Below are 26411 nucleotides of genomic sequence, written 5' to 3' on the forward strand. Positions count from 1 at the left end.
GTCACCGCCAGGGTGCGGGGTTCTCCGGCGTGGCGGACCGCCGCCCGCCCGCCTGCACCGCCGCCGGCAGCCCCAGCACCACCACCAGCGCCGTCGCGACGAGGAACGCCGCGCGGTACCCGCCGGGGTCCTGCGCGGTGCCCGCCGCGGTGGCCAGGACGGTGGCGTAGGCGGCCGCGCCCAGCGCGCCGCCGAACAGGTGGTTGGCGGTCTCGAACACACCCGACGCCAACCCGCGCTCGTCGGGCGGTGCGTCGGCGACCGCCTCGTGGGTGGCGACGACGAAGATGGCCGACAACGCGGCACCCAGCACGACCAGCGGTGCCATGAGGTCGGTGGGGTAGTCCGCCGGGACGGGCACGCGGGCGAGCCACAGCAGGGCCGAGGCGGTCAGCACGAACGCCCCCGACAGCGCCGCCCGGGGCGAGCGCCGGGCGAGCGGACCGCCGGCCAGCAGCGCCACGAGGAACGCGGCCACGTCGATGGGCAGCAGCGCCATCCCGGCCCGCAGCGCGCTGTAGCCTTGGACGTTCTGGAGGTACTGCGTTCCCACGTAGACGATCGACGTGAACGCCAGGGCGTTGACCCCGATGCCCAGGGACGCGGCCCTCAGCCTGCCCAGCCGCAGGATTCGGAAGCGCACCAGCGGTTCCCGCGCCCGCCGCTCCCGCAGGACGAACCCCGCCAGCAGCACCGCGCCGGCCACCAGCGGGACGAGCGCGCCCGCCGCGGCGAACCCGTCCGGAGCCGCGCGGGTCACGCCGAGCACGAACGACATCAGCCCGGCGGCCAGCAGGACCGCCCCGGCCACGTCCGGCGGGCCCGAGCCGCGCTCCGCGGCCCGCGCCTCGGGCAGCACGCGGGCCGCGGAGACCGCCGCGGCCACGGCCGGTGCCGCGGTCAGCAGGAACACCCAGCGCCAGCCGACCAGGTCGGTGACCAGGCCGCCCACCACCAGGCCGCTCATGATGCCGACCGTCGCCATGGCGCCGAGCAGGGACAGCGCCCTGGTGCGGCCCCGGCCGGGCGGGAACACGCTGCTGATCAGGGCGAGCGCGGCGGGCACCGCGGCCGCCGCGCCCAGCCCCTGCACCAGCCGCGCCGCGATCAGCGGCACCAGGCCCGGCGCGACCCCGGCGGCCAGGCTGCCGCCCGCGAACAACGCCATGCCGAGCACCAGCAGTCGGCGGCGCCCGTACAGGTCGCCCGCGCGGCCCCCGAGCAGCAGGGTGCCCGCGAAGGCCGAACCGTAGGCGCTGAGCAACCACTGCGCGTCGAGCGCCGGCACGCCGAGGTCCTGCTGCACCGAGGGCAGGGCGATGGCGACGGCCAGGCCGTCCGCGCCGATCAGGAAGTGCGCCGTGCACAGGACGGCCAGCCCGGCCGCCGCGCGCGTTCCGGTCTGCTCGGGGGAGAGCGTCGCCACCTCTTCCGGGTATCCACGGGGCGAACCGGTCAACCCGGGACCGGGAAGTCCTATTCGCACCACCCGTCCGGAGTGCGCCTGACGCCGATATTCCACATTTTGTGTCACCACCGCTATTCCAAATGGCGCGGACATCCTGGCGGGACAAGGCGAAGTTCATTCGTGTGGGTGACGCGGGGAAAGTTTGGGCGCACCGGAAACCGGCAATTCGCTGGGCCAGCAGCGCGCCGTCCCGGGCGGTGCCGGCGGAACGCCGTCCGGCGCGGGTCCCGCGCCCGCGCGGGGAGTCCGATCGCGACGGTGCCGCGACGGGGTGCGGGGCACCGGTCACGTCACCGGCGACCCGGCGGAGGCGAAGGGGGTGCGAGGATGCCTTGGCGCACGGGGCACTTGAGCCGGGGGCGGTTCGCCCTCATCTCGCTGACGCTGGCGGTGACGAACTTCCTGATGGTGTTCGACGGCCTGGTCGTCACCGTCGCGCTGCCCGCGATCCAGCGCAGCCTGGGCATGGACGCGCTCGACGCCCAGTGGGTCCTGACCGCCTACACGATCCCGCTGGGCGGGATGCTGCTGCTCGGCGGGCGCTGCGGTGACCGGTTCGGGCGGCGGCGGGTGCTCGTGGTCGGCATGGGCGTGTTCACCGCCGGCCTCGTCGGCGCCGGTCTCGCCCAGGCGACCTGGATGATGCTGGCCGCGCGGGCGCTCCAGGGCTTCGGTTCGGCGCTGGCCATCCCCAACACCTACGCGTTGATCAGCGCGATCAGCCCGGTGCGCCGCCGCCACAAGGCGTTCGCGGTGGTGGCGGTGGCCGGCGGCGGCGCCGCGGTGTGCGGCGCGGTCATCGGCGGGCTGGTGGCGGACACCCTCGGCTGGCGGCAGATCTTCTTCCTCAGCGCGCCGCTCGCGATCGCCGCGGCGGTCGTCGCACCACGCCTGCTGGAACCGGGGCGCAGCCACGACGGGCCGCAGCGGTTGGACGGCGTCGCGGCGGCGCTGTCCACCGGCGGCCTGGTCCTGCTGGTGTACGCCGTGACCAACCTGGAGCGGGCGGGCCTGTGGTCGAGGTCCACGGTGGCCGCGGTCGCCGCGGCGGCGGCCCTGCTGGGCGGGTACGTCCTGCGCGAGTGGCACGCGCGCACGCCGCTGCTCAAGCCGGCGATGCTGCGGATCCGCTCCCTGCGCGCGGCGATCGCCGGCATGCCGAGCCAGGTGGCGGCCTACGTGGGCACGGTGTTCCTCGGGCTGCTGTTCTTCCAGCAGGTCAGGGGTTATTCGGCGCTGGAGGCCGGGTTGGCCTTCGCGCCGCTCGGCGTCGCGGCGGCGGTGGGCTCGTCGGCCGCCAACCGCGTGCTGTCCGCGCGGCACTGGGCCCTGTTCGCCGGCGGCGCGGGGGTGCTGTGCACGGCGGGGCTGCTCTGGCTCGCCCTGGCGCCCGTCGACGGCTCCTACGCCACGTCCTACCTGCCGGGCCTGGTCCTCATCGGGTTCGGCATCGTGGGCGCGGTGCCGCTGAACGCCGCGGCGGGCAGCGAGGTGCCGCCGGGGGACAAGGGCACCGCCTACGGGCTGTTCGAGACGAGCACGCACATCTCCAGCGCGCTGGTCATCGCCTGCCTGGCCACGATCGCCGCCGTGCAGGCCCGGCGGTCGGCCCCGGCGGGCGAGGTCGCCTCGCTGGCCGCGGGCTACCAGTTGGCGTTCGGGATCACCGCCGGGTTCGCGCTGATCGGCGCGGTGGTCACGGTCGTGCTCGGGCTGCGCGCCGACCACAGTGGACGCGCCGCGCTGTCCGCGTCGCCGGACCTGCCCGTCGGCGAACCGGCCGCGCGCGAGGGCTGAACCGCGCGGGGACTGGAGCGCGCGGGGGCCGGAAGGCGGGGGCTGGACCGCGCGGAGGATTGGAAGGTGGGGCCTGGGGCGCGGGGAGTCGGACCGCGCGAGGGCTGGAGCGCGGGAGGCCGAACCGCGCGGGGGCTGGACCGTGCGAGAGGGTCGAACCGCCCGCGTGGCACCGGTCCACGCACCGGTCGCCGCGAACCGGTCCCGAACACCTCTCGTCCGCCTCCGACCACGACCTCCGCTCACCCGTACAGGGCGTCGTCCAGCCGCACCCAGGTCCGCAGCAGCAACCGCGGGTGCCCGGATTCGTCCTCGAACTCGGTGCGCCCGTGCAGCAGCGACAGGTTGTCGAACAGGGCCAGTTCGCCCTCGCGCAGCTTGCCGGACCGGGCGATCCGGTCGGACTCGACGACCCGGTCGAGCAGGTCCAGCGCGGCCACCTGCTCCCGGCTCAGCGGCGGCACGTGCGGGTGGGCGTGCCCCTTCTCGACGTAGCTCCGCAGGTAGGTGACCGCCGGCCGGCCCCGCTGCTCGAAGAGCACCGGCTTGGCCGTGGTCGGCGGCTCGTCGGGACCCTGGTCGCCGCGGCGGTCGAAGTGGAACGGCTCGCGCAGCACGGCGAGCAGGTCGGGGTGCCCGGACAGCTCGCGCACCAGGTCGCGGACGTGGACCAGGCGCAGCGCACCGCCGCGCTCGGACTGGCGGACGCAGAACAGCGTGAACACGTCGGGCGCGGGCAGCGGGGCCTCGGCCCCGTCGGTGTGCGGGCTGCCGCCGAGCCGGGAGTCCGAGTACCGCGCGCGGCTGCCCTCGCCGATGGCCGTCCCGCGGTCGCGCACCTCGCGCACCAGCTCGCCCTCGCGGTTCTGCGGCAGGGCCGAGCCCAGCAGCCCGGTCACCCGCAGCACGGCGCGCCGGGCCGCCCCCGGCTCGGTGGGCAGACCGGTCAGCACCAGCGCGCCGGGTTCGCCCAGGAGGTGGCGCGCGACCAGGTCGGCCAGCCGGTCCCGGGCCGCGGCGGTGTCGGTGCCGCCGGTGCCCGGCCGGGTCAGGAAGTCCTCCAGCGGGCCGCTCACCGGCACGCGCACGGGGTCGAAGCAGTCCGGCGTGCCGGGCACGGCAGTGTCTGTTGTGGACATCGAGACCTCCCGGGCGGGGTCCGCGGTCTTCCAGGCTGTGTACAACCACCGGGCCTCGCCGGTAAACACGCACCGCGTGCTACCACACGAAAGGACCAGTGCGCCGGTCGCGCCGGTCGGGTTGCGCACCATTCCATTCCAGCTGTTATCCGTCCGGTCGAATGTCTCGAATGTCGGGGGATCTGGTTCTGAGGCTTGACATTGCTCGCTACCATGGTCCGAAACGAGTCCATGCCCATTCGTTCCGCATTGGGTCGCCAGGTCGACCGTGATGCGTCGGCCACTCCGGTCGGCCCTCGTCGCGGCGGTGTTCCCGGTGTCACCGAAACCCGGTCGACGGTGCGGGGCGGCACTCCGGTGCTTTCTTCGTGGTGTGGCTGAGGGGGGCAAGTTGATGTCGTCCACTGATGGTGTTTCGCTGCGGGCGCTGCTGGAAAGCGGTCGCCTGGTGCGCGCGGTGGGCGCGCACAACGCGTTGGGCGCCCTGCTGGTGGAGGAGGCGGGGCTGGACGCGGTCTGGGCGTCGAGCTTCGAGATCTCCGCGGCCCGCTGCCTGCCCGACGCCGGCCTGCTGACCATGACCGACTACCTCCAGGTCGCGGCGCAGATGCAGGAGTCCTGCTCGATCCCGGTGGTGGCCGATGTGGACACCGGCTTCGGCGGCCCGATGAACGTCGCCCACATGGTCCGCCAGTACGAGCGGGAGGGGATCACCGCGGTCTGCATCGAGGACAAGGTGTTCCCCAAGATGAACAGCTTCGTGGCCACCGACCACACCCTGGTGGCCACCAAGGATTTCTGCCACAAGGTCGAGGTCGCCAAGAGCGTGCAGCGGACCTCCCGGTTCTGCGTGATCGCCCGCACCGAGGCGCTGATCGACGGCCGGGAGGTGGCCGAGGCGCTGGACCGGTGCACGCGGTACGCGGAGGCGGGCGCCGACGCCGTGCTGGTGCACTCGAAGTCCACCTCGAACGAACCGATCCTCCGGTTCCTGGCCGGGTGGGGTGGTCAGGTGCCCGTGGTGATCGTGCCCACCACCTACCCGGACTGGAACGCGGTGGACGCGCACGGCGCGGGCGTGTCGATGATCATCTACGCCAACCAGTCGCTGCGCGCCGCGATCCGCTCGGTCCGGGAGACCCTGCGGACGATCCGGGACGAGGGCACCTCGGTCGCGGTGGAGGGCCGGATCGCGCCGATCTCGGAGATCTTCGAGCTGCAGCGGCTCGACCGGTGGCTGGCGGTGGAGCGGTGATCCCGGTCGGGGAGTTCGTCGACGCCCTGGACGCGCACGGGATCGGGCACCACACCGGGGTGCCGTGCTCCTACCTCGCGGGCCCCATCGCCCACCTGAGCCGGCGGGGCCGCTACCTCCCCGCCGCCAACGAGGGCGCCGCCGTAGCGCTGGCCGCCGGTGCCTGGGCGGGCGGCACGCCGACGGCCGTCTTCGCGCAGAACTCCGGCCTGGGCAACATGATCAACCCGCTGACCTCCCTGGTGCTGCCCTACCGCCTGCCGCTGCTGGTGTTCCTGAGCCTGCGCGGCTGGCCGGACCCCGACGCCGACGAGCCCCAGCACCGGGTCATGGGTCGCGCCACCCACCGCCTGCTCGACACCCTCGGCGTCCCGCACTGGACGCTGGCCGGTGACCTGGCCGCGGTGCTGGCACCGGCGGTCGAGGCGGCGTCGCGGGGCGGACCGGCGTTCGTCCTGGTCCCGAAGGGCGCCATCGGCCGCGCCGAGCCCGGGACGGCCCCCGGCCCGCCCCGGCCGGCGGGGCTGCCCACCAGGGCCGAGGGGATCGCCATGGTCGTGGACAGGCTGCCCGGCGCCCTGGTGGTGGCCACCACCGGCTACACCTCCCGCGAGCTGTTCGGGCTGGCCGACTGCGAGCGGTTCTTCTACATGCAGGGGTCGATGGGGCACGCCGGCGCGTTCGGGCTCGGTGTCGTGCTCGCCCAGGGGGACCGGCGCCACGTCGTCGTGCTCGACGGCGACGGCGCGGCCCTGATGCACCTGGGCTCGATGTCGGCGGTGGGCGCGGCGGCCCCGACCCGCCTCGTCCACGTCATCTTCGACAACGGGGTCTACGAGTCGACCGGCGGCCAGCCGACGAGCTCGGCGACGACGTCGTTCCGGCAGGTGGGTGCCGCGGTCGGCTACCGCACCGCGGTGGAGTGCGCGTCCCGGGACGAGGTCGGCCGCGCCCTCGACGCCGCGGCGGGCAGCCCGGGGCCCCACCTCGTGGTGATCAGGGTGGCCGCCGGTGCCGGCGGCGTGCCGCCCCGGGCGACCTCGGCGGTGCCCGCGCCGCAGATCCACGCCAGGTTCGCCGCGGCCGCCGCGGCCGCGCCGTGACCTCGCCCTCCCCGGTGCGGACGGTGCTCGGCGCCGGGGTCCGGCACCTGCTGCCCGACGTCGTCCGGGACGCCGGGGCCAGGCGGCTGCTCGTGGTGGGCAGCGAGCGGGCGGTCCGGGCCGCGGGCGTGCCCGCCGCGGTGCGCGGGCTGGACGTCGAGTGGTTCTCCGGGGTCAGGCCCAACCCGGTGCTGGAGGGCGTGCTCGCCGGCAGCGCGGTCCACCGCCGGGTGAAGCCCGACCTCGTGGTCGCCGTCGGCGGCGGCAGCGCCATCGACACGGCGAAGCTCGTGCGGTCGCTCCCGCCGGAGCGGGGCGCGGCCCTGCCGCTGCTGACCGGCGAGGCCGAACCGGCGCCCGCGCACCGGCGGCCACCGCTGGTGGCCCTGCCGACCACCGCGGGGTCGGGCAGCGAGGCCACCCGCTTCGCCACGGTCTACGTCGACGGCGTGAAGATGTCGCTCGACCACCCCGCGGTGGCGCCGGAGTACGCGCTGGTCGACCCGGAACTGCTCCGGACGTGCCCGGCCCGGCTGGTGCGCAGCTGCGCCCTGGACGCCCTCTGCCACGCCGTCGAGTCCCACTGGAGCCGCCGCTCGACCGCGGCGTCCCGGCGGCTGGCGCTGCGGGCGCTGGAGGGCGTCCTCACCGCCCTGGGCGGCGGGGCCACCGGTGACGAGCGGCTGGCCGCGCTCGCCGCCGCGGCGACCACGGCCGGGCAGGCGATCGACCTGACCAGGACGACCGCCGCCCACGCGTTCTCCTACCGGCTGACCGCCAGGTTCGGCGTGCCGCACGGCGTGGCCTGCGCGCTGAACCTGATCTGGCTGTTCGAGCACCACCTGGAGCACCGGCGGGTCCGGGACGACCTGTCGGCCGTGACCGCGGCCTTCCGGCGGTCCCACCCCGGCGAACCGGTGCCCTCGGCGCTGCGCGCGCTGCTGACCGGGGCCGGTTTCCCCGACCGGATGAGCGGCTACGGCGTCCGCCCGGCCGACGTGGCCGACCTGGTCGACGCCGGCCTGGCGTCGGGCCGGGCGCGCAACAACCCGGTCGAGGTGGCGCGCGACCAGGCCGTCCGACGGCTCTCCGCGATGCTCTGAACGCGTGCCCGGAGCGGCACGCCCGGCAGGAAGGGACGAGGGGATGGCGCAGTTCCGGCCCCGCCGCACCGGCCGCTTCGCGTCGATGGGCTTCGACCTGCACTACCGCAACCTGGCGTGGGTCGGACCCCGGGACGTCGTCATGCCCAACGTCGCCGGGGCGGGCTCGTCGCTGGTGGGCAACCTGCTGCTGGAGCTGGGGCTGGGCTACGTCGACCTGAACCGGGACGTGTTCCTGCCCGACGGCTCGCTGCTGCCACCCGCCGATCCCGTGAGCCGCCGCATCCGGACCGCCCGCAGGCCCGAGGACGCGGCCCGGGGCGGCCGCGGCGAACCGCGGTTCATGAAGACCCACCTGCCCGTCGAGGAGTTCGAGGGGTGCGAGTTCGGGCAGGTCTGGCTCATCGTCCGCGACCCCCGCGACGCGATCTACTCCTGGCACCGCTACCACCGGAACTTCGGCGAGCTGGAGTGGGAGAAGGTGCCCGAGGAGTTCGAGGAGTTCCTGCGCCGGCCCTTCTTCCTCGGCCCGCCGCCGGTGGACAACTGGTGGACCTACTACCGGGACTGGTTGCGCTACACCGACGACCGCGGGATCCCCGTGGAGGTGATCCGGTTCGAGGACATGAAGTCCGACCCGGTCGGCCGGACGACCGGGCTGCTCCGCGCCGCGTCGTGCCCGCTCCCGGAGGAGGAGGTCGTGCGCGCCTGCCGGGACAGCAGCTACGAGGCGATGCGGGCGCGGGAGGAGGCCGCGGTCGGCGCGGACGGCACGGCCGGCGGTGCCGGGGTCCGGGTGATGCGCCGCGGCCAGGTGGGGGAGTGGCGGACGTGGATGACGCCGCGGCTGCGCCCGTACTTCGCCGGGGCGGAGCTGCGGGCGGTGGCCGCCCGGCTCGGGTACCACCTCGACGAGCCGGCCGGTGAGCCGGCTGGTGAGCCGCCCGACGGCGCCGGGCGCTGAACCGCCGGGGCGCGCGGACCACAGGAGGGTGATGCGATGCGAGTGATAATCCCGGCGGCGGGCCGCGGCACCAGGCTCCTGCCGCACACCGCGCGCCGGCCGAAGTGCCTCGTGCCGGTGGGCGGGGTGCCGATCATCGAACGCCTCCTGGCCCGGTTGCACGACGCCGGCGCGGGCGAGGTGGTGTGCGTGACGGGCTACCGCGCCGACCAGTTGGAGGACCACGTCTCCGGGCTCGCCCACCGCCCGCCGGTCGCGTTCGTGCGCAACCCCGACTACGCGCACACCGACAACATCGTGTCGCTGCTGGCGACGGTCGACTACTTCGACCGCGAGGTGGTCGTCATCGACTCCGACGTCCTGCTGTCCCGGCGGCTGGTCGACCTGCTGGTCAACGGCCGGGGCGACGCCGTCCTGGTCGACCCGCACCGGCCGCGGTCCGAGATCGACATGGCGATCGAGGTCCGGGACGGGGCGGTGTGGCACCTGGACAAGGAGCTGGCGCCCGACCGGACCAGCGGCGAGTTCTTCGGTTCCTCCCGGTGGACCGCCGAGGGCGGGCGCCTGCTGGTCGACACCGCCCGCGCGCTGGCGGCCTCCGGGGCCACCGGCACCTGGTACCCGTTCGCCATCCGGGAGCTGGCCAAGCACCGGCGCATCACCCCGCTCTACGTCGACTCGGACGAGTGGACCGAGGTGGACAGCACCGACGACCTCGCCCTCGCCGAGGCCGCCTGCGCCGGCGGGGCGCGGTGGGCGCGGTGACCGCGTCGCGCCGGGACCGCGCGGCGGAGGTGCCGCACGGGGTTGCGCTGCCGCGCGGGGCGGAGGTGTCGCACGGGGTTGCGCTGCCGCGCGGGGCGGAGGTGCCGCACGGGGTTGCGCTGCCGCGCGCGGCGGAGGTGCCGCACGGGGGCGCGCTGCCGCGCGGGGCGGTCGTCTGGATCACCGGCCTGTCCGCCGCGGGCAAGTCGTCGGTCGCCCGCCAGGTGGCGCGGCGGGTCGAGGACCGGGGCGTCCGGCCCGTCCTGCTCGACGGCGACGAGCTGCGGGAGGTGCTGGGCGTGACCGGTGCCCACGACCTGCGGTCCCGCAGGCGGCGGGCGTTCGTCTACGGGCGGCTGTGCCGCCTGCTCGCCGACCAGGGCCACGTCGTCATCTGCGCCGCGATCGCCCTCTTCCACGCCGTGCACGAGTGGAACCGGCAGCACCTGCGCAACTACGTGGAGGTCCTGTTGGACGTACCGCTGGAGGAGCTGGAGCGGCGCGACCCCAAGGGGCTCTACGGCCCGACCGGTGACCGGGCCCAGGTCATCGGCGTCGGCCTCGCCGCCGAGTTCCCGACCGCGCCCGACCTGGTCGTGCCCAACTTCGGGGACACCACGCCCGCCTCGGCCGCGGAACTGATCATGCACGCCCTGCTGGCACAAGGAGGTCGCCGACCATGAGCCACCACGCGCTCGACTGGGACTACACCCGCCTGGCCCCCTCGTACTCGTACCGGCCGCGGTACGCGCCGCGGACCGTCGACCGCATCGTGGCCGCCTGCGGGAAGGAGCGCCCGCTGGCGGCCGACATCGGGGCCGGCACCGGGCACCTGACGCTCGACCTGCTCGAACGGCACTGCGTCGTGGACGCCGTCGAGCCGAACGAGGCGATGCGGGCGATCGGCGTCGAGCGCACCGCCGGTCGCGGCGAGGTGCGGTGGTCCGTCGGCGTCGGCGAGGACACGGGCCTGCCGGGGGACCGGTACGACCTGGTGGCCTACGGCTCGGCCTTCAGCACCACCGACCAGCCCCGCGCCCTGGTCGAGGCGGCGCGGATGCTGCACGACCGCGGGTGGTTCGCGTGCGTGTGGAACCACCGCAGGCTCGACGACCCGCTCCAGGCGGAGATCGAGGAGCTGATCCGCGCGCACGTCCCCGGCTACTCCTACGGGCGCCGGCGGGAGGACCACGGTCCGCTGATCGAGCGGAGCGGCCTGTTCACCCTGGTGACCAGGGTGGAGGACCTGGCCGTCCACCGCCTGCCGGTCGACGACTGGCTCACCGCGTGGCGCTCGCACGCGACCCTCCAGCGCCAGGCGGGTCCGGCGTTCGAGGACGTGCTGCGCCGGATCGACGAGCTGGTGCGCTCCCGGGCCGGGGACGAGGTGGAGGTGCCCTACCGGACCGTCGGGTGGCTCGCGGCCCGCGTCCGGAGGTGACCGGGTCCGGGCTGTTACCGTGCCCGCCGTGTGCGTTTCCAGCGACCTGGCCGAGTTCGCCGGCACCGTGCTCTACGCGGGCCGGTGCCACCACCGGGTGCACGGGCGGATCGAAGTGCTCGGGTACCAGAACCGGGCGGTGAACCTGGCCGACGGGCCGAACTCGATGGTGCTGCACGTGCCCGCGTCGGGCGTCACGCGCGGGAACTTCCTGTCGGCGGGGCGCGACGGCCGGGTGCTCACCAGGATGCTGGAGGCCGTGCGCCCGGTCGCCGCGGCCGCCGGCGGTGCGGCGGCGATGGACTGGACGGGCGGCGAGGTCGAGGTGTTCGAGCACGACATCTACACGGTCGTGCTCGCCTCGGACCCGACGCGCATCCCGCGGGCGCTGGAGGAGGTCCCGCCGCACAAGCGGCCCCGGCTGCGGCCGGAGCTGTTCGAGTTCTACGCCGACGTCTTCCCCGGCCACACGATCGTCCTGTGCTGCTTCGACAACGCCGAGCTGCGGCAGGCCAAGCCCCTGCTGCTGTGGTACCGCCCGACCGACCTGGACCGCCTGGTGCTGCCCGCCCTGGACAGCCACACCGGTGACGTCCCGGACCTCGACGCGTGGGTGCACCCGGACCACTGGCTGCTGTTCGGCACCGACGAGGCCGGCCCGGACTGGGGGTACCCGGTCGACCACGGCAGCACCATGCGGCACGAGCTGCGCGAGTTCCTGCCCGACCGGGTCGTCGGCGCGGAGTTCTCCTACGGCCGCGTGCCCAACGGCGACTTCGCGCTGTCCCGCGACGACCTGCTGCGCGGCGACCTGTCCAAGGTCGAGCGCGTCCGCCCGGTCAGCTCTCCAGGGCCTGCTTCATGACCTGGGCGCCGCGCTCGACGCGGGCCCGGACGTCGCCGGCCACCTCGTGCGGCAGCACGTCGGTGATCCAGACCAGCCGGCAGCGGTCCTCGCCCTCGGGGAAGACCTGGAACGACGCGTGGTGGTGCGTCAGCGGCAGCCGGAAGCCCTCGACGGCGGAGTAGGCCAGGCGGCGCTGCTCGTCGTCGATCGCCACGATCAGCTCGCGCACCACGTTGCCGCCCGGCACGGTCAGGTACCGGACGTCACCCTCCACCCGCGTCGCCAGCACGTAGCCGGGGACGAGGCGTTCGTGCACGGCGGCGACGTCGCGCACCGCGTCCCAGACGTGCTCCGCGGCGGCCCGCACCTCGATGTCCTGCCGGATGGTGGCGATGGCACGACCTCCCCAGTGAGTAGGTCTTGATCGTAACAGCGGTGTGACGACGGTGGCGGTGCGGCCGGTGTCGGGCCCGGCTCCCGTCGCCGCACCCCGCCGACGGTCGGCGTCACCACGCTGGTGTCCACAGAGGACGGTTTCGCGGCCGGTTCGGTGCCGGGCCGGCTGTGCGCGTCGACCCGGCCGTCGCGAATGCGCGCGACGTGGTCGACCGGTGCAGGTCCACCACGGCGCGGATCGGCGGGTCTGCGCAGCAGGGCACAGGTGGGGCGGTTGGCGGGCTTTGGTTGGCCGCGCGGTGGATCGATCGGTGGTGGATCAGGTGGCGCCCAGCGCCCGCGACACCTCGGCGGCCGCGCGCACCACCAGGTCGGGCAGCTCCCGGGGCGCCTCGGCGAACTCCACCAGCGAGGCCGCGGACACCGCGCCGACCACCTCGCCGGTGTGGTTGAACACCGCCGCGCCGACCGCCCGGACCCCCGCCTCGTTCTCCTCGCGGTCCTCGGCGTAGCCGCGGGCCCGCACGTCCGCCAGCTCCAGCAGCAGGTCGTCCGGGTCGGTGATGGTGTTGGGGGTGCGGGCGGGCAGCCCGGCGCGCCCCGCCAGGGCCCGCACCTCGTCGTCGGGCATGGCGGCCAGGATCGCCTTGCCGATGGAGGTGCAGTGCAGCCGCAGGCTCATGCCGACGCGGGAGGCCAGGTGGTAGGGCCGGGTGCCCTCCAGCTTGACCACGTACACCGCCTCGTCGCCGGACAGCAGCGCGAGGTGGACCGTCCAGCCGGTGCGCTCCTGCAGCGCCCGCAGCGTCGGCCGGACGTGCTCGGCGAGGTCCAGGCGCTGGAGGAAGCGGCCGGCGAGGCTGAGGATGCGCGGGCCGCCCAGGTAGCCGCCCCGGCCGTCGGAGCGCGCGAAACCGCGCTGGACCAGGGTTTGGAGGATGCGGTGCACGGTCGGCTTGGGCAGGCCCGAGGCGTCGGCGATGTCGGCGATGCGCGAGTGGTCGGCCAGCGCTTCCAGGACGCTGAGCGTCTTCTCGGCCGCGGACAGCGGGGCGTCGCCACTCATGGCCTCAATGTAGGCCAGGTGGGATCGCCGAGACCTGCGCGACGGCGGTGCGGTTGGGCCGGGTGGGGCATTCGGGTTGTTCCGGTGGCCGGTGCGTGACGACCCGGGCGGGCCGGCCTGCTCGACGGGGCAGGCCCTGCCCGAAACCCGGCCCGTCGAAGCACGACCTGCCGGAGCACGACCTGCCGGAGCACGACCTGCCGAGCTTCGGTCCGCCGACCCGAGGCCCGTTGCGCCGGCGGTCGGTCGGCAGCGCGAAGACGTCGAGCCGCCGGCCGACGGCGCCGTCGCGGAACCCGTACCCCGCACCGCCGGGGAGCGGTTGACGCTCGACCGGCGCCTGACCCTGGTCGTCGGTTTCGCGGGCACCGTCCTGGCGGCCGTGATCGGCGTGCTCGGCTCGCTGGTCGCGGCGCGCCCCTTGACAGGCAAGTCGCCACTTGCCTATAACTGTGCGGGTGGACGCGGACGCCGATCTGTTCAAGGCCATCGGTGACGCGACGCGGCGCATCATCCTGGACGAACTGACCGAAAGGGACGGTCAGACGCTGTTCGAGCTGTGCAGCCGGCTGACGATGAAGCACGGCCTCGCCTCGTCGCGCCAGGCCATCTCGCAGCACCTGGCCGTGCTCGAACAGGCCGGCCTGGTGCGCACCTGCCGGCAGGGCCGGTACAAGTTCCACCACCTCGACACGAGCCCGCTGCGCTCGATCGTCGCGCGGTGGCCCATCGACCGAGAGGCACCCGACCTGTGATCCGCATCAACATCACCAGCGTGCTCGTCGACGACCAGGCCAAGGCACTGGCCTTCTACACCGAGAAGCTGGGGTTCATCAAGAAGACCGACGTGCCCGCCGGCGAGGCCCGCTGGCTCACCGTGGTGTCCCCGGCCGCCCCGGACGCCGTCGAGCTGGCGCTGGAGCCGTCCGGCCACCCGGCGGTGGGGCCGTTCAAGGAGGCGCTGGTGGCCGACGGGATCCCGTTCACCCAGTTCGCCGTGGACGACGTGTACGCCGAGGTGGAGCGGTTGAAGGGGTTGGGGGTCGTGTTCACGCAGGAGCCGACCGACTTCGGGCCGGTGGTCACCGCCGTGCTCGACGACACCTGCGGCAACCTGATCCAGCTCGCCACGGTGAAGTAGCCGTCCACGCCGGAGGGGACCGCCGCGGTCGTCAGGACGCCCTCGGGTAGAGCAGCCGCAGGCCCAGGACGCAGACGGCCTGCGCGGCGAGCGCGATCGCGGCGTGCACCGCCCAGGCGCCGACCAGCGTGGGGCCACCCCACGCACCGCCGAGGTCCGGGTTCGCGGTGAAGGGGTGGTCGAGGGCGACGACGGTGTCCGGCCACAGCGGGTACAGCCAGCCGCGGGCCACCAGGTAGGTGGCCAGGAGCACGAGGGGCGCCGCGGCGAGTGCGCGGGCGAACCCCCGGCGCGGGTGGATGCCCAGGCGGGCGGGCAGTGTTCTCATGGCCCGGGAGGCTAGGCGCGGGGACGGCGGCGGGGCGTCATACCGCGGTGCCGTCTTCTCCGTCGTACCGCGGTACTCCTGCCGCCTCGGCACGACCCGGTGGTACCCCTGCCGCCTCGGCAAGACCCGGCCGGGGGCCGGTCAGCGGCGGCGCTTCTTCAGGTATGCGGCGAGTTCGTCGTAGGCGCCGGCGTCGTTGCCGTACAGGGCGTAGTTGCGGGCGGTCTCCATCCACTCGCCGATGCTGGGGCTCACGGACTTCACCGCGTCCTGGAGGTGGCGCTGGGTGATGGGCCGCACGCGCCCGGTCGCCATGGACTCCTCCATGGCGGTCTCGGTGGCCTGCTCGCAGACCAGGGCGAGGTCCGCGCCGGACATGCCGTCGGAGACCTTGGCGATCCGGGCGAGGTCCAGCCGCTCGGCGGGCTTGCCGCGCAGGTGCAGCCGGAGGATCGCCTCGCGCGCCTCGGCGTCCGGCGGCAGCACCAGCACGGTGCGGTCGAAGCGGCCCGGTCGCAGCAGCGCCGAGTCGACGTCCCACGGGTGGTTGCTGGCGGCCAGCACGAACAGGCCCTCGTTGTCGGTGGTGGCGCCGTCCAGTTCGGCCAGCATCTGGTTGACCACGCCGCGCATGGCCGAACCGCCGCCGCGCAGGTGCGAGCGCTTCTGGCCCAGCGCGTCGATCTCGTCGAAGAACAGCAGGCACGGGCGGTTGCGGCGGGCGGTGGCGAAGATGTCGCGGAGGTTGCGCTCGCTGCTGCCGATCCACATGTCCAGCACGTCGCTCAGGCCGATCTCGTAGAAGCTCGCGCCCAGCTCGCCGGCCAGCGCGCGGGCGATCAGCGTCTTGCCGCAGCCGGGCGGGCCCCACAGCAGCAGGCCACCGCGCAGGGACTTGCCGAACCGCAGGCGCAGCTCGGGGTTGCGCAGCGGCGTGAGGAACGACATGTCCAGGCGCTTCTTCACGTCGGCCAGGCCGCCGATGTCGGCCAGCGTGATGCCGGCCGCGCCCATCGTGCCGAGGGCGGGTTCGGCGACCGGGTCGCTGTCCGTCCACTGGCGCAGGATCTCGTCGGCGGTGTCCGGGACGGCCGCGGCGACCGGGGCGGCGGGAGCTGCCGGGACCGGGGTCGGCGGTGTCGCCGGAGCCGGGTCGAGGGCGTCCGCGAGCCGCCGGTACGAGGCGGCCCTGGTCCCGTCGCCGACCGCCCGCGCCGCGTCGGCGGCCGTGCGCAGCGCCGCCACGTCGTCGGGCACGGCGGCCAGCACGGTCGTGGCGTGCGCCAGCGCCTCGTCCGCGCGGCCGGCGTCCAGCAGCAGCCGCGCGACGTGGGCCCGCACCGGGTGGTTGTCGGGGTCCGCGGTCAGCGCCGCGAGCAGCGCCTCGATCACCGGGTCATGCGTCACGCGACGACACGGTAGCCGATCGCACCGCGTTGACCAGGCAGATCCTCGTCTCTACGGTATGCCGGACGAACGCGGTGATCGCCGGGGTGGGGGAATGGACGACGTAGTCGGTGTTGCGGTGCGGCGCGGCCAGGCGCTGCTCGACCTCGGCCGCCACCGGGAGGCGGAGGCGCAGTTCCGGACCGCGCTCGCCGCCAGCCCCGGCGACCCCGTGACGCACACGCTGCTCGCGCAGGCGTTGCTGCGCCAACAGCGCTACGACGAGGCCCGCGACCACAGCCGCGCGGCGCTCGCCGCGGACCCGGAGCACGTGCCGGCGCACTCCGCGCTCGCCGCGTCCCTGGGCGGGCTGGAGCAGCTGCCCGAGGCGCTGGAGGTGGTGCGGCGCGCCCTGGACCTCGCGCCCGGGTTCGCGGGCCTGCACCTCCAGCACGCGTACGTCCTCATGGCGCAGGACCGGCCCGCCGAGGCGCTGGCGAGCGCCGAGCGCGCCCGCGCGCTGGACCCGGAGGACTCCGACACCGCCACCGCGCGGGCGGCCGCCCTCCACGAGCTGCGCCGCTTCGACGAGGCCGACGCCGCCGTGGCGGAGGCGCTGCGGCTCGACCCGCAGAACGCCGAGGCCCACCGCCTCAAGGGACTGCTGGCGCTGCGCCGCGGCGGCAGCGGGTCCGCGGTCAGCGCGCACCGCACCGCCCTGCACCTGGACCCCACCGACCGGCACGCCCGCGAGGGCCTGTCGCTGGCGCTGAAGTCCCGCAACCCGCTCTACCTCGCGCTGCTGCGGTTCAACCTCTGGCTGAACTCGGTGCCGACCGGGGTGCGCGTCGCGGTGGCGCTGCTGCCGTTCCTGCTGACCCGCTTCCTCAAGCCGTTCAGCGGCCAGGCGTGGGCGACCGCGCTGGTGGTCGTGGTCATCGGCCTGGTCGTGCTGAGCTGGACCCTCGAACCGCTGATGAACTGCGTCCTGCTGCTGGGCCGCGACCGGCACCTGCTCGGCCGGGCCGCGCGCCGGGCGACCTTCACGTTCCTGGGCTTCGCCGCGGCCGCGATCACCGCGGTGGTCCTCGCCACCGCCGGCGGCCCCGGTCAGCTGGTGGGGCTGGCCTTCGGCCTGGGCCTGTGGGCGATGGCCACCGGCTCTGGCCACACCGTCCGCGAGGACCGGCGCGGGCTGCTGAACGTCGGCTCGGCGGTGGCGGCCGTGCTGGGCGCCACCGCGTTCGCGGCGATCCTGGCGGGCGCGCCCGGCGCGACGCTCGCCGTGGGGCTGGTGCTGCTCGGCGGCGTCGTGGCCACCTGGGTCACCGTGCTCTCGTGACCCGCCAAGCGAGACGGGAGGGCCGTGCCTGGTCCGGGCGGCCGAACCGGGTGAATGCGTTTCGTCGGGTACTTTGGTGCAACATCGAAGTGAGACGGAATTTTTCCTTGTCCGGGTAAACGGCCGGTTGGTAACCATGACGGTGACCGCTCGTCGGGCGAACCCGGGAGGAATACGTGGGACCGATTCGTCGCGCCTTGTCCGCCATGCTGATGTTCGCCCTGGTGGGAGCCGGTGCCACCCCGGCCGCAGCCGCCGGCTCCCCGACCTGGGAGCTGCGCGACATCGGGCAGCGGATGTGCGTCACCTCCGATTTCGGCCACCCCGGCGCCTATTTCCTCATCCCGCTCTACGGCGACTGGTCGAAAACCATCACGACCGGGATGCGCAACCTCCCGCCCGGTACGCGGGTGGTGGGCAGCCCGACGCTCCCGCCCGGCTCGCACCACGAGGACTACATCATCGGCGGCGTCCACATCGCGATCGCGCCCGCCCCGGTCGGCGTCTACCGGGCGGAGGTCTGGGCCTCGGACGGCGAGGTGACCCAGGCAGTGCCGGCCGTGATCAACGTGAAGGAGCGCTGCTGAGCCCTGGCGGCAGCAGCACTGCCGGCGGCTTCAGCGGGCTTCCGACAAGCTCGTCCGGAGAACCCGTTGAGGCGGTGGTGGCGCGGGCGGCGTCGGGTGCGGCCGGTCGTGCTGCCACCACCAGGCGATGGACGGGATGGGCGGGGGTTCGGTGGAGTGGTCCCGGGGTGTGTCGCGCATGCCGCTCGCCTCGAACATGCGCCGGCCGTCGACGTAGAGGTAGCGCTCGGTGACGAGCGCCCAGTCCAGCGAGCCGCGGATGTAGTGCTCCAGGCCGGACAGGTAGTCGGTCAGGTCCGGCCGCCGCCGCCTGAGCCGGTCGCGGAGCCGGATGAACAGGGTGGTCGTCCGGTCCATGAGGACCATCGCCCGCTCGACGGCCTCGGCCTCCGTGCAGCCGGTCTCGGTGCGCACCACGTCGAGCAGGTTGAACCCGTCGGGTGAGCGCTCCTCCTCCTTGGCCCGGGAGACGACGCTGATGCTCCAGGCGGAGAGCATCGCGGCGACCTCGGTGACCGCCGCGGCCGAGCGGTCGTGCAGCAGGTGCGGCGGTGGCGCGGCGGAGCAGTTGATCGCCGCCGCCAGACCGGCCAGGGCCAGCGGGCCGCCCGAGCGCAGCATCGTCATGCAGTACGCGTCCAGGCTCGGCTTCTCGTCGCGGGCCAGGAAACCGGACCTGGTGGCCTCGGAGTGGAAGTAGCCGAGCATGGCGTTGACGAAGCGGTCGCTCTCGGCAGGCGAGCCCCAGCGCGCGAGCCGAACGCGCAGGTCGCGCAGGCTCATGCCGTAGCGGTCGCCCTCGTCCACGGGTTCCTCCAGGACGTCCGCGCAGCGGTGGATGCGCTCCATCGCCCAGGCCAGCTCCCCCGGGCGGTCGTGCAGCTCGCCCTCGTCGCAGTACTCGTCGTCGAAGGCGGTGATCCACATCGTGAAGTCGGAGGCGACCTGGCGCAGCTCGTCGCCTGCCAGGGGCGCCATCCGCACGACCATGTGCCCGACCCCGCTCCGCGCCAGGCGCTCGCGGTGCTCGTCGTCGGCGCCCAGGCCGTAGCGGCGCATCCAGGCGATGGACCGCCGGTCGAACAGCTCGCCGCGCGGGAGGTGGATCGACGGGAAGGGGCAGTAGAACTCGGGCAGGCGGGTCGGGGCCCCGTCCTGGTCGCTTCCCGCGGCGCCCGGCCGGGCCTGGGCGTCGGGCGGGGTGCCCGGGCGGACCCCGGTGTCGGGCGGGGCGGGTGGGCGCAGGCCGTTGAGCGCCTGGAGGCTGTGGATGTCGGCCAGGCTCGGGTAGTGGTAGGGGTGCGGCCGGGGCGCGGCCTGGTCGGCGATGGACGGGAAGCTGCCGTCGGCGCGCTGCTGCGCGCGCAGCCAGCGGCCGGCCCGGTCCAGGGGCGCCGTGACGCCCCGGTGGGCCAGGGCCGTGACGGCCTGCGCGGTGGACAGCACGTCGCTGGGGTCGCCGGGGTGCCGCCCCCAGCCCCCGTCGCGGTTCTGGGTGGTGCGCAGGCGGCGGGTGCTGGTGTCCGTGACGCGCCGGACGCGCTCGTCGGAGTCGGCGCCGGGCACCGCGTGCAGCGCGTCCAGGACGTGGCAGATGACGCTGGACTCGCTGAGGGTCCAGCTCACCGGGAAGGTGCCGTCGGCACGGCCCTGGCCCACCAGGTAGTCCACGGCCGCGTCGAGCAGGCGGGCGTGGCGGTCCCGGGCGGGGCTGAGCGCGATGACCGCGCCGGCGGTCATGTCCGCCTCGGAGGCGTGCCCGGCCAGGTAGGTCGGGAAGCCGCCGTCGGCCCCCGCCATGCCCACCAGGTAGTCCTCGGCCGCGGCGATGGTGCCGCGGTGGCGGTGGGCGTCGACGGCGCGCAGGAACTCCACGCAGCGCGAGGTGTCGTCCACGTCGGTCTGGGTGGTCTCGCTGCAGTAGCCCCACCCGCCGTCGGGCAGTTGCGTGGCGGCGATCCAGTCGGCCATCCGCGCCACCACGTCGCGTCGTTCACCACTGGCGGCCAGGGCGATCCCGGCCATCGCGGTGAGGTAGGTGTCCTGGGAGCTGACGAAGGGCACCCCGCCGTCGGGGCGGCGGGTGGCGGACACCGTGGCGATCCCGGAGGCCAGCAGCGGCCCCTTCGGCTGGAAGGTGCGCAGGGCGTGCAGCGCGATCAGGTGCGTCAGGATGTTGCCGTGCAGGGGCCTGCCCGGCACCGTGGCCGCCAGGCGGCCGACCAGGAAAGCCTGGTCGGCGGGGTTGCTCCGGCCGCGCGCGTGGTCGCCCAGGATGTTGTTGGCGCACAGCACCAGTTCGGTCCAGACCGCCTGGCCGCGGTAGTCGACGGTCGGCAGGTCGGCTTTCGGCACCAGGTCGAACAGGGAGAACACGGTGCCGATCAGGACCCGCTTGCGCTCTCCGGTGGCGTGGGTGAACGTGGCGCGGAAACGGGCCGCGCGGGCGGGGTCGGGGTTGCCCAGCGCGGCGTCGCGGACGATCGTGCTGCCCTCGTCGGGTGCTTGCGTGGCGACCAGGTACCTCCGCAGCGACTGCCGCTCGCCCGAGTGGGTCCCCCCGCGGTCCACGTCCTCCAGCAGGCGCAGGAACACCGCCGACTCCACGACGCGGCTGGTGCAGGTGTCGATCAGCCGACCGTCCGGCGCCACCCTCCCGACCAGGGAGTCGATCAGCCGCAGCCGGGCGTCGCCGTCCGAGGGGGGCGCCTGCGCGGTGCCCCCGAGCCCGGACCACCCGGCCAAGCCGATCGTCGGGGTGCCCCGTCCCGCGGGACCGGGCAGGACGCGCACGGGTTCGCTCATGCCTTCACCTCCGGTGCGGTGGTCAGGATCTTCAGGGCGGACTGCCGCGCGCGGAACGGGAAGGTCGGGTGGTAGGTCGGCTCGGACAGGTCGGCCGGGGTCAGCCGGGGGAGGGCCGTGCGCATCTCCTCCAGGGCCACGCGCAGCATCATGCGGCCCAGCGGGGCGCCGACGCAGAAGTGCTCGCCGAGGCCGAAGGCCAGGTGGGGGGTCGGGGTCGGGTGGCCGGGGTGGAAGCGGTCGGGGTCGGGGAACCTGGCCTCGTCGCGGTTGGCCGAACCGTAGGCCAGCAGGACCCGGCTGCCGGCGGGGACGCGGGTGCCGCCGATCTCGACGTCGCGCAGGGCGGTGCGGTACATGCCGAAGATCGGGCAGTCGTAGCGCAACCCCTCCTCCACGAGGTCGTCCACGCGGACGCTCCCGTCGACCACGGCGGCCCACCCGCCCGGCGCCCGCACCTGGTTCCACACCGTGGTGGTGAGCGTCTCGGCCGCGGTGCGGTAGCCCGCGGTGATCAGGGTGGGCACCTGCGCGATGGCCTGCCGGACCGGCAGGTCGCGGACGAGCGCGCTGATGAGGTCGTCGCGCGGCCGGAGCAGGCGGTGGGCGATCAGCCGCTTGGCGAACGCGCCGTAGTCGGCCAGGCCGCGGGCGCAGGCGCGCAGGACCTCCGGGTCGGTGTCCTCGCGCGCGGTCATGATCCGGATCCGCTGGTCGGTCCAGGTGTCGAACCGCTGGTAGGTGCTCGTGGGGATGCCGAGGACCCGGAGCACGACCATGAGCGTGAAGGGCTTGGCGAAGTCCTCGGCGAAGTCGAACGCGGGGCCCGCCGCGAGCCGGCGGAGCAGGCGGCGCGCGATCGCCCGGGCCCGGGGCTCGGTGTTGCCGATCACCCGGCGGGTGAAGCCGGTGCGCACCACCGCCCGGACCCTGGCGTGCTCCGGCGGGTCGAGCGACCCCAGCGGCAGCGCGTCGCCCCGCCAGGCCGCCACGACGTGCTCGACCTCCGGGGGCAGGGTCGCCGTCGGGCGGGGGTTGTGCTCGCGGACCGAGAAGCCGTCCTGGTCGCGCAGCACGGCCGCGATGTCGTCGTACCGGGTCACGCACCACGCCCGCAGCGACTCCGAGTAGAACACCGGTCGCGTGCACCGCGCGTCGCGGAAGAACCCGAACGGGTCGTCCCGGTGGGCGTGCCGGGGGTCGAACACCCCGTCGGTCGATCCGGGTTCAGCCATGGCGGCCCCCCGAGTGGCGGTAGTCCGGGTCCAGGTGGGTCATGGCGAGCAGCACGAAGTTGTTCGCCAGTTCGGTGACGCCGTGCGGCAGCGGGCGGGGGGCGGCCTGGTCGGGGATCGAGGTGTAGCCGCCGTCCTCGTCCTGCTCGCGCAGCAGGTAGGCGGTGCCGGCGCGGACCACCCCGCTGTCGCGGTGCTCCGCGGCGAGCGCGACGAGGCTGTAGGCGGTGCTGATCGGGTCGCTCGGGTCGCCCGGCGCCTGCCCCCAGCCGCCGTCGGGGTTGGCGGTGGTCAGCAGGCGGCGTTGCGCGGCCCGCACGGCCGGGCCGATCCGCTGCTCGTGCGCCATCGGGTCGCGCCGGTGCACGAAGCGCAGCGCGGCCAGGGCGCGGAAGACGGCTTCGGCCTCGCTGAGGCTCCGGCCGCGCCCGAAGGTGCCGTCGCAGCGCTGGGCGCGCAGCACGAACCCCGCCGCGCGCTCGATCAGCGGTCGGTGCGCGTGGGCGTGCGGCGCGAGCGCCAGCACGGTGTCGGCGGTCGTGGCCGGCTCGGCCGGGTGCCCGGCGAAGTAGGTGGACACCCCGCCGTCCGGGCCGACCCGGTCGCGCAGGAACCGCCGCGCCCGCTCGCCGTGGGCCCGGTAGCGGTCGGGGTCGACGGCGTGCAGGAACGCCACGACGTGCGCGGTGTCGCCCGCATCGGTCTGGACGACGTCCTCCGCGTTCGACCAGCCGCCGTCGTCGGCCTGCCGACCGGCGAGGTAGTCGCCCATGGCGAGCAGGACGCGCCGGTCGACACCGGCGCGGGCCAGGGCCAGGCCCGCGGTCGAGGTGACGAGGACCTCCTCGGTGGTGGCGAACGGCATCCCGCCGTCGGTGTTCAGACAGGCGGCCAGCGCGTCCACCCCGGCGCGCACCACGGGGTGCCCCGGCGCCACCCGGGTGAGCGCCAGCAGCGCGAACAGGTGGGAGAACGCCTGCCGCTCGATGACGCCCCGGCGCTGGCCGACCTCGGTCAGCCGCAGCAGCCGCGCGGTCAGCTCGGGTGCCACGGGGTCGGCCGAGTTCAGGTGGTGGATCGCCATCATCCGCAGCCGGGTCCAGGTCGCCCCGTCCCGGTGCTCGAACGCCTCCGCCGGCGCGTCCACGTGGAACGGCTCGGGGCCGACCGCGGCCAGAATCGCGGCCAGCGCGAGCCTGTGCCGGGGCGAGGGGTGCTGCGCGGAGCCCTCGAAGGTCTTGTCGATCAGCCGTTCCCGGTCGGGCACGGGCGTGCCGTGCAGGGTCGAGGCGATGACGGCGGCGTCGAACGGGCCGGCGCCCGGGGCGCGGGCGAGGAGGTGGACGCGCAGCGCGTGCTGCGCCGCGGGGTGCATGTTCTCGCGACGCAGCAGGGTGAGCATGAGCGCGGACTCGGTGACCCGGCTCTGCGTGGTGCCGGGGATCGAGCCGGCCGGGGTGACGCCGCGCAGGACGTGGTCGACGAGGCGGTCCGCGGCGGCGCGCAACCGCGGCGGGCCGGTCGGTGCGGGCGGCGGGGCGGGGCGGGGGGAGGGCCAGTCGAGGCCGAGCCGGTCCCGCACCACGGCGGGCAGGTCGTGGCGGTCGGCCACGTGCCACGCGTGGTCGCGCGCCAGGGCGAGCAGCGCCGGCGACGGCTCGAACGCGATCGGCTGCCCGACCTGCCGGAACAGCTCGACCTCGCCGAGGGAGTTGCCGATGGCCAGCGACCGGGACCAGGCGACGGCCCCGTCGGCCAGGTCGAGCGCGACCTTGTCCTTGACACCCTCCACCGTGGACTCGACGAGTCCGGTGTAGAGGTCGTCCTCGACGGCGAAGCGGGTGCCGCGGAAGCGCTCGACACCCAGCTCCGCGGCCAGGTGCGCGACCAGTTCCTCCGGACCGCCCGAGATCAGCACCGGGGTGTACCCGGCGCCCCGCAGGGCGGCGACCAGGGGGCGCGTGAAGTCGAACAGGCGCTGCCGCCGCTCCTGCCACAGCCCGGCGATCAGCGCGGACACCGCCCGGACCGGCACGTCGGTGAACAGCGCCGCGAACAGCCGGTGCACGACCTCGGGCGGGGGCGGGTCCTCCGGGCGGCCGGTGGCGACCACGTCCCGGAGCCGGGCGGCGCGGTCGCGCGGCGTCAGCCCGGCGTCGACGAGCAGGGCGGGCAGCGGGTCGGCCAGCGCGCCGGGCAGCAGCGTGCCGTCCACGTCGAGCGCGGCGATCTTCACGTCCTGCCCCCGCTCCCCGCGACGAGCAGCCGGTCCAGGAACGGGTTGCCGAAGACCCGGTGCGGGTCCAGCGCGTCCAGCCGGGTCACCACCCGGTTCCACGAGGCGCCGAACGCGGCGGGCACCGCGCCGCCCAGCACGGCGGCGTCCGCCCACCCGGCCGAGGTCGTGTAGCCCCAGCCCTTGGCCCACTCCGGTCGCACCACGGCGTACGGGGGCCGGTAGTGGTCGAAGGCGAACCGCTCGAGGTCGCGGTGGAAGCTCTCCGCGTGCCCGGTGCCCGGGAAGCCGAGCACGCTCACCCAGACCGCCACGTCCCAGTGCGGGTGGTCGGGGTCGGCGGCGACCGGGGACAGCGTCGGCCCCCCGGCGTGGTCCACCCCGGTGACCCGGAGTTCCACCGGCCCGTTCGCCGGGTACCGCTCCCGGTCCCGGTAGCCGTCGCGCAGCTCCCGGTAGCGGACCGCGAAGTCGTGCACGACCCGCTGGAGCTCGGCGCGGCAGGTGACGATCGCGTGGCCGCTCCAGGCGTAGCGCAGGACGTTGGGCCGCGAGTACAGCAGCAGGTCCTTCGACCGGCCCCACAGGTCGGCCGAGGCGGTGGCGGCCAGTCCGGCCACCGACGCGGCGTGCTGGGCCTCGCCCAGCCCGAGGGCGTACCGGGGGTGCTCGCCGACCACCCGCGAGACCACGCGGGAGACGGCTTCCGGGATGTGGTCGGTGAACGGGTAGTTGTACGGCCCGGTGACGGCGCGGGACGTCGGCGGGCGCACGGGCGCCGGTTCGAACGTCCTCAGCCACGTCCGCTCGGAGTACGGGAACCAGAGCACGTCCACCGCGCCGCAGCGCTCGACCAGCGCCGCCACCGAGCGGGGCGCGGCGGCCTCCGGCGCGGCGAACACCTCGCCGGAGAGCGCCGTGGTGTCGCTGGCGCAGCGCAGGGTGTGGTCCGCGACGGCGGCCAGCGTCACCTCGGTGACGAACGCCCGGCCGACGTGGGTCAGCAGCGCCGCGGTGTCGGGGTCGCCGCGGCGGAAGCCGCGCACCGCGTACCGGCCGGAGGCCGCGTCCCACACCACGGCGTCCAACGCGACGACGAGGTCGCTCATCGTCCCGTGCGCGGGCGCCGCCGCACCGGTGCCGTGCCCGCCGACGGCGAGCGCGCCGCCCACGGTGAACTCGCCGCACCCGGTCGTGCAGGGCAGCGCGAGCCCGTGGCGCGCCAGGTGCTCCAGCAGCGACCGCACCGACGCCCCGGGGCCCACCCGGACCAGGGGCGCCTCGCCGGGCAGGACCTGGACGTGGTCGAGGTGGTCCCGGGTGTCGGCCAGCACCACCCGTTGCGCGTCGGGTTGCCGGTCGGTGAGCACCAGCGGGCCGACGCTGTGGCCCTCGCCCGCGGCGCGCACCCGGTACCCGTGCGACCACGCCCAGTTCGCCAGCGCCACCACGTCCTCGGCGGTCCTCGGCGAGCACGTCCACACGTCGTCCACGTGGATGCGGTCCACCCAGTTGCGGTAGGGCCGCCGGCGCACCGGCAGGGCGCGGGGGAAACCCGGTGGGGCGTCGTGCGCTCGCCCGCTCAACGCTCTGGTCACGGGCCGACCTCCGATCGGCTACGAGCAGGAGGAAGGATTTTCGGAAAGCACGCGGAGAAGGCCGCGTCAAAGGCGATCGACGCCGATTCCGGCGACACGTCGCACGGTGACGGGCAATGGCGAAGGTAGCACCGCCTTTCGCCGTCGTATAAGCGACCGAAAGAGTGACCGGGTAACATGTGGAACACTCGGTTCGGTGTGCCAAAGTTTTTTCTCCGCACTGTGGAATTCCCCAGCAGAGCCCTGCGACAAGTGCTGCAACAGAGCTATTCGGGGCCGCGTAGCTGCGGATATCACTCCGATGGCGGCTGATCATGGAAAACGTTTTGAGGGTACTCGGACAATTATTAACAAGTCGATCACCGCATTCCTGCATGCCCCGGAGGGGTGATGTCGACGCCACTTCGGC

23 protein-coding genes are annotated in these 26411 nt (G+C 74.7%); 13 read left to right on the forward strand and 10 right to left on the reverse strand.

Going from position 1 to position 26411, the window contains the following annotated elements:
* Position 1: 1 nt before the first annotated feature.
* Positions 2 to 1426 carry an MFS transporter gene (locus tag EKG83_RS20810; protein WP_051766059.1) on the reverse strand — a complete coding sequence of 475 codons (1425 nt, stop codon included), beginning with the start codon at positions 1424 to 1426 and terminating at the stop codon, positions 2 to 4.
* Between the two features lie 369 nt (positions 1427 to 1795).
* Here EKG83_RS20810 and EKG83_RS20815 point away from each other — a divergent pair, with 369 nt between their 5' ends.
* Positions 1796 to 3265 carry an MFS transporter gene (locus tag EKG83_RS20815; protein ID WP_084716522.1) on the forward strand — a complete coding sequence of 490 codons (1470 nt, stop codon included), beginning with the start codon at positions 1796 to 1798 and terminating at the stop codon, positions 3263 to 3265.
* A 242-nt stretch (positions 3266 to 3507) separates the two neighbouring features.
* Here EKG83_RS20815 and EKG83_RS20820 read toward each other — a convergent pair whose 3' ends face one another.
* Positions 3508 to 4404 carry a TauD/TfdA family dioxygenase gene (locus EKG83_RS20820; RefSeq protein ID WP_170191857.1) on the reverse strand — a complete coding sequence of 299 codons (897 nt, stop codon included), beginning with the start codon at positions 4402 to 4404 and terminating at the stop codon, positions 3508 to 3510.
* A gap of 394 nt (positions 4405 to 4798) precedes the next feature.
* Here EKG83_RS20820 and EKG83_RS20825 point away from each other — a divergent pair, with 394 nt between their 5' ends.
* The 8 genes from EKG83_RS20825 to EKG83_RS20860 are packed head-to-tail and all read left to right on the forward strand — an operon-like array spanning position 4799 to position 11900.
* Complete coding sequence (locus tag EKG83_RS20825; RefSeq protein ID WP_033431756.1) at positions 4799 to 5659, forward strand: isocitrate lyase/phosphoenolpyruvate mutase family protein; 861 nt, start codon at positions 4799 to 4801, stop codon at positions 5657 to 5659.
* Positions 5656 to 6762 (forward strand): phosphonopyruvate decarboxylase, encoded by a 1107-nt coding sequence (aepY, locus tag EKG83_RS20830; protein WP_033431757.1) that lies wholly within the window; start codon positions 5656 to 5658, stop codon positions 6760 to 6762. The genes EKG83_RS20825 and aepY overlap by 4 nt, the downstream gene beginning before the upstream one ends.
* Complete coding sequence (locus EKG83_RS20835; protein ID WP_051766060.1) at positions 6759 to 7865, forward strand: phosphonoacetaldehyde reductase; 1107 nt, start codon at positions 6759 to 6761, stop codon at positions 7863 to 7865. The genes aepY and EKG83_RS20835 overlap by 4 nt, the downstream gene beginning before the upstream one ends.
* A 43-nt stretch (positions 7866 to 7908) precedes the next feature.
* Entirely contained in the window at positions 7909 to 8829 is a 921-nt protein-coding gene (locus tag EKG83_RS20840) for a sulfotransferase domain-containing protein (protein ID WP_033431758.1), read from the forward strand.
* Positions 8830 to 8865: 36 nt separating this feature from the next.
* Positions 8866 to 9594: a phosphocholine cytidylyltransferase family protein gene (locus EKG83_RS20845; protein ID WP_084716526.1), complete on the forward strand. Its 729-nt coding sequence runs from the start codon at positions 8866 to 8868 to the stop codon at positions 9592 to 9594.
* Positions 9591 to 10277: an adenylyl-sulfate kinase gene (locus EKG83_RS20850; RefSeq protein ID WP_170191858.1), complete on the forward strand. Its 687-nt coding sequence runs from the start codon at positions 9591 to 9593 to the stop codon at positions 10275 to 10277. The genes EKG83_RS20845 and EKG83_RS20850 overlap by 4 nt, the downstream gene beginning before the upstream one ends.
* Positions 10274 to 11035 carry a class I SAM-dependent methyltransferase gene (locus tag EKG83_RS20855; protein WP_033431760.1) on the forward strand — a complete coding sequence of 254 codons (762 nt, stop codon included), beginning with the start codon at positions 10274 to 10276 and terminating at the stop codon, positions 11033 to 11035. The genes EKG83_RS20850 and EKG83_RS20855 overlap by 4 nt, the downstream gene beginning before the upstream one ends.
* Positions 11036 to 11063: 28 nt before the next feature.
* Entirely contained in the window at positions 11064 to 11900 is an 837-nt protein-coding gene (locus EKG83_RS20860; protein ID WP_033431824.1) for a hypothetical protein, read from the forward strand.
* Here the strand turns inward: EKG83_RS20860 and EKG83_RS20865 are convergent.
* Positions 11875 to 12249 (reverse strand): SRPBCC family protein, encoded by a 375-nt coding sequence (locus EKG83_RS20865; RefSeq protein WP_211269130.1) that lies wholly within the window; start codon positions 12247 to 12249, stop codon positions 11875 to 11877. The two genes, EKG83_RS20860 and EKG83_RS20865, sit on opposite strands and share 26 nt — an antisense overlap.
* 348 nt (positions 12250 to 12597) lie before the next feature.
* Positions 12598 to 13344 carry an IclR family transcriptional regulator gene (locus EKG83_RS20870; protein ID WP_033431762.1) on the reverse strand — a complete coding sequence of 249 codons (747 nt, stop codon included), beginning with the start codon at positions 13342 to 13344 and terminating at the stop codon, positions 12598 to 12600.
* A gap of 458 nt (positions 13345 to 13802) precedes the next feature.
* Here EKG83_RS20870 and EKG83_RS20875 point away from each other — a divergent pair, with 458 nt between their 5' ends.
* The gene (locus tag EKG83_RS20875) at positions 13803 to 14099 is read left to right on the forward strand and encodes an ArsR/SmtB family transcription factor (protein WP_033431763.1); all 297 of its coding nucleotides are present in this window, start codon (positions 13803 to 13805) and stop codon (positions 14097 to 14099) included.
* On the forward strand, positions 14096 to 14485 hold the full coding sequence (locus EKG83_RS20880; protein ID WP_033431764.1) for a VOC family protein: 390 nt from the start codon (positions 14096 to 14098) through the stop codon (positions 14483 to 14485). Before EKG83_RS20875 ends, EKG83_RS20880 begins: the two co-directional genes overlap by 4 nt.
* A gap of 31 nt (positions 14486 to 14516) precedes the next feature.
* Here the strand turns inward: EKG83_RS20880 and EKG83_RS20885 are convergent, their stop codons facing one another.
* Complete coding sequence (locus EKG83_RS20885) at positions 14517 to 14813, reverse strand: hypothetical protein (RefSeq protein ID WP_051766064.1); 297 nt, start codon at positions 14811 to 14813, stop codon at positions 14517 to 14519.
* 141 nt (positions 14814 to 14954) lie between these two features.
* Positions 14955 to 16220: an AAA family ATPase gene (locus EKG83_RS20890; RefSeq protein ID WP_033431765.1), complete on the reverse strand. Its 1266-nt coding sequence runs from the start codon at positions 16218 to 16220 to the stop codon at positions 14955 to 14957.
* A gap of 94 nt (positions 16221 to 16314) precedes the next feature.
* On the opposite strand from EKG83_RS20890, the gene EKG83_RS20895 reads away from it, so the two are divergent.
* Together EKG83_RS20895 and EKG83_RS20900 are read left to right on the forward strand one after the other, a co-directional pair.
* Positions 16315 to 17541 carry a tetratricopeptide repeat protein gene (locus tag EKG83_RS20895; RefSeq protein WP_170191859.1) on the forward strand — a complete coding sequence of 409 codons (1227 nt, stop codon included), beginning with the start codon at positions 16315 to 16317 and terminating at the stop codon, positions 17539 to 17541.
* 176 nt (positions 17542 to 17717) lie between these two features.
* Positions 17718 to 18128, forward strand: coding sequence for a DUF5980 family protein (locus tag EKG83_RS20900; RefSeq protein ID WP_033431767.1), 411 nt, complete (start codon positions 17718 to 17720; stop codon positions 18126 to 18128).
* A gap of 30 nt (positions 18129 to 18158) precedes the next feature.
* Here EKG83_RS20900 and EKG83_RS20905 read toward each other — a convergent pair whose 3' ends face one another.
* From EKG83_RS20905 to EKG83_RS20920, 4 genes are read right to left on the reverse strand one after another with little or no spacing between them, the layout of a single operon-like run.
* Positions 18159 to 20933, reverse strand: a complete 2775-nt coding sequence (locus EKG83_RS20905) for a terpene synthase family protein (RefSeq protein WP_051766068.1) — start codon at positions 20931 to 20933, stop codon at positions 18159 to 18161.
* Positions 20930 to 22168 (reverse strand): cytochrome P450, encoded by a 1239-nt coding sequence (locus EKG83_RS20910; protein ID WP_033431768.1) that lies wholly within the window; start codon positions 22166 to 22168, stop codon positions 20930 to 20932. Before EKG83_RS20910 ends, EKG83_RS20905 begins: the two co-directional genes overlap by 4 nt.
* Entirely contained in the window at positions 22161 to 24404 is a 2244-nt protein-coding gene (locus tag EKG83_RS20915) for a haloacid dehalogenase-like hydrolase (RefSeq protein ID WP_051766070.1), read from the reverse strand. The genes EKG83_RS20910 and EKG83_RS20915 overlap by 8 nt, the downstream gene beginning before the upstream one ends.
* Complete coding sequence (locus EKG83_RS20920) at positions 24401 to 26002, reverse strand: cholesterol oxidase substrate-binding domain-containing protein (protein ID WP_063741353.1); 1602 nt, start codon at positions 26000 to 26002, stop codon at positions 24401 to 24403. The genes EKG83_RS20915 and EKG83_RS20920 overlap by 4 nt, the downstream gene beginning before the upstream one ends.
* Positions 26003 to 26411: the final 409 nt, after the last annotated feature.

Origin of the sequence: Saccharothrix syringae, assembly GCF_009498035.1 — a bacterium.
Taxonomy (GTDB): domain Bacteria; phylum Actinomycetota; class Actinomycetes; order Mycobacteriales; family Pseudonocardiaceae; genus Actinosynnema; species Actinosynnema syringae.

Excerpts from the sequence above, each read along its gene's own strand:
- EKG83_RS20845 (WP_084716526.1), top strand. The coding sequence starts at position 8,866 with ATGCGAGTGATAATCCCGGCGGCGGGCCGCGGCACCAGGCTCCTGCCG.
- EKG83_RS20820 (WP_170191857.1), bottom strand. The coding sequence starts at position 4,404 with ATGTCCACAACAGACACTGCCGTGCCCGGCACGCCGGACTGCTTCGAC.
- EKG83_RS20815 (WP_084716522.1), top strand. The coding sequence starts at position 1,796 with ATGCCTTGGCGCACGGGGCACTTGAGCCGGGGGCGGTTCGCCCTCATC.
- EKG83_RS20910 (WP_033431768.1), bottom strand. The coding sequence starts at position 22,168 with ATGGCTGAACCCGGATCGACCGACGGGGTGTTCGACCCCCGGCACGCC.
- EKG83_RS20895 (WP_170191859.1), top strand. The coding sequence starts at position 16,315 with ATGGACGACGTAGTCGGTGTTGCGGTGCGGCGCGGCCAGGCGCTGCTC.
- EKG83_RS20905 (WP_051766068.1), bottom strand. The coding sequence starts at position 20,933 with ATGAGCGAACCCGTGCGCGTCCTGCCCGGTCCCGCGGGACGGGGCACC.
- EKG83_RS20825 (WP_033431756.1), top strand. The coding sequence starts at position 4,799 with ATGTCGTCCACTGATGGTGTTTCGCTGCGGGCGCTGCTGGAAAGCGGT.
- EKG83_RS20840 (WP_033431758.1), top strand. The coding sequence starts at position 7,909 with ATGGCGCAGTTCCGGCCCCGCCGCACCGGCCGCTTCGCGTCGATGGGC.
- EKG83_RS20855 (WP_033431760.1), top strand. The coding sequence starts at position 10,274 with ATGAGCCACCACGCGCTCGACTGGGACTACACCCGCCTGGCCCCCTCG.
- EKG83_RS20885 (WP_051766064.1), bottom strand. The coding sequence starts at position 14,813 with ATGAGAACACTGCCCGCCCGCCTGGGCATCCACCCGCGCCGGGGGTTC.
- EKG83_RS20870 (WP_033431762.1), bottom strand. The coding sequence starts at position 13,344 with ATGAGTGGCGACGCCCCGCTGTCCGCGGCCGAGAAGACGCTCAGCGTC.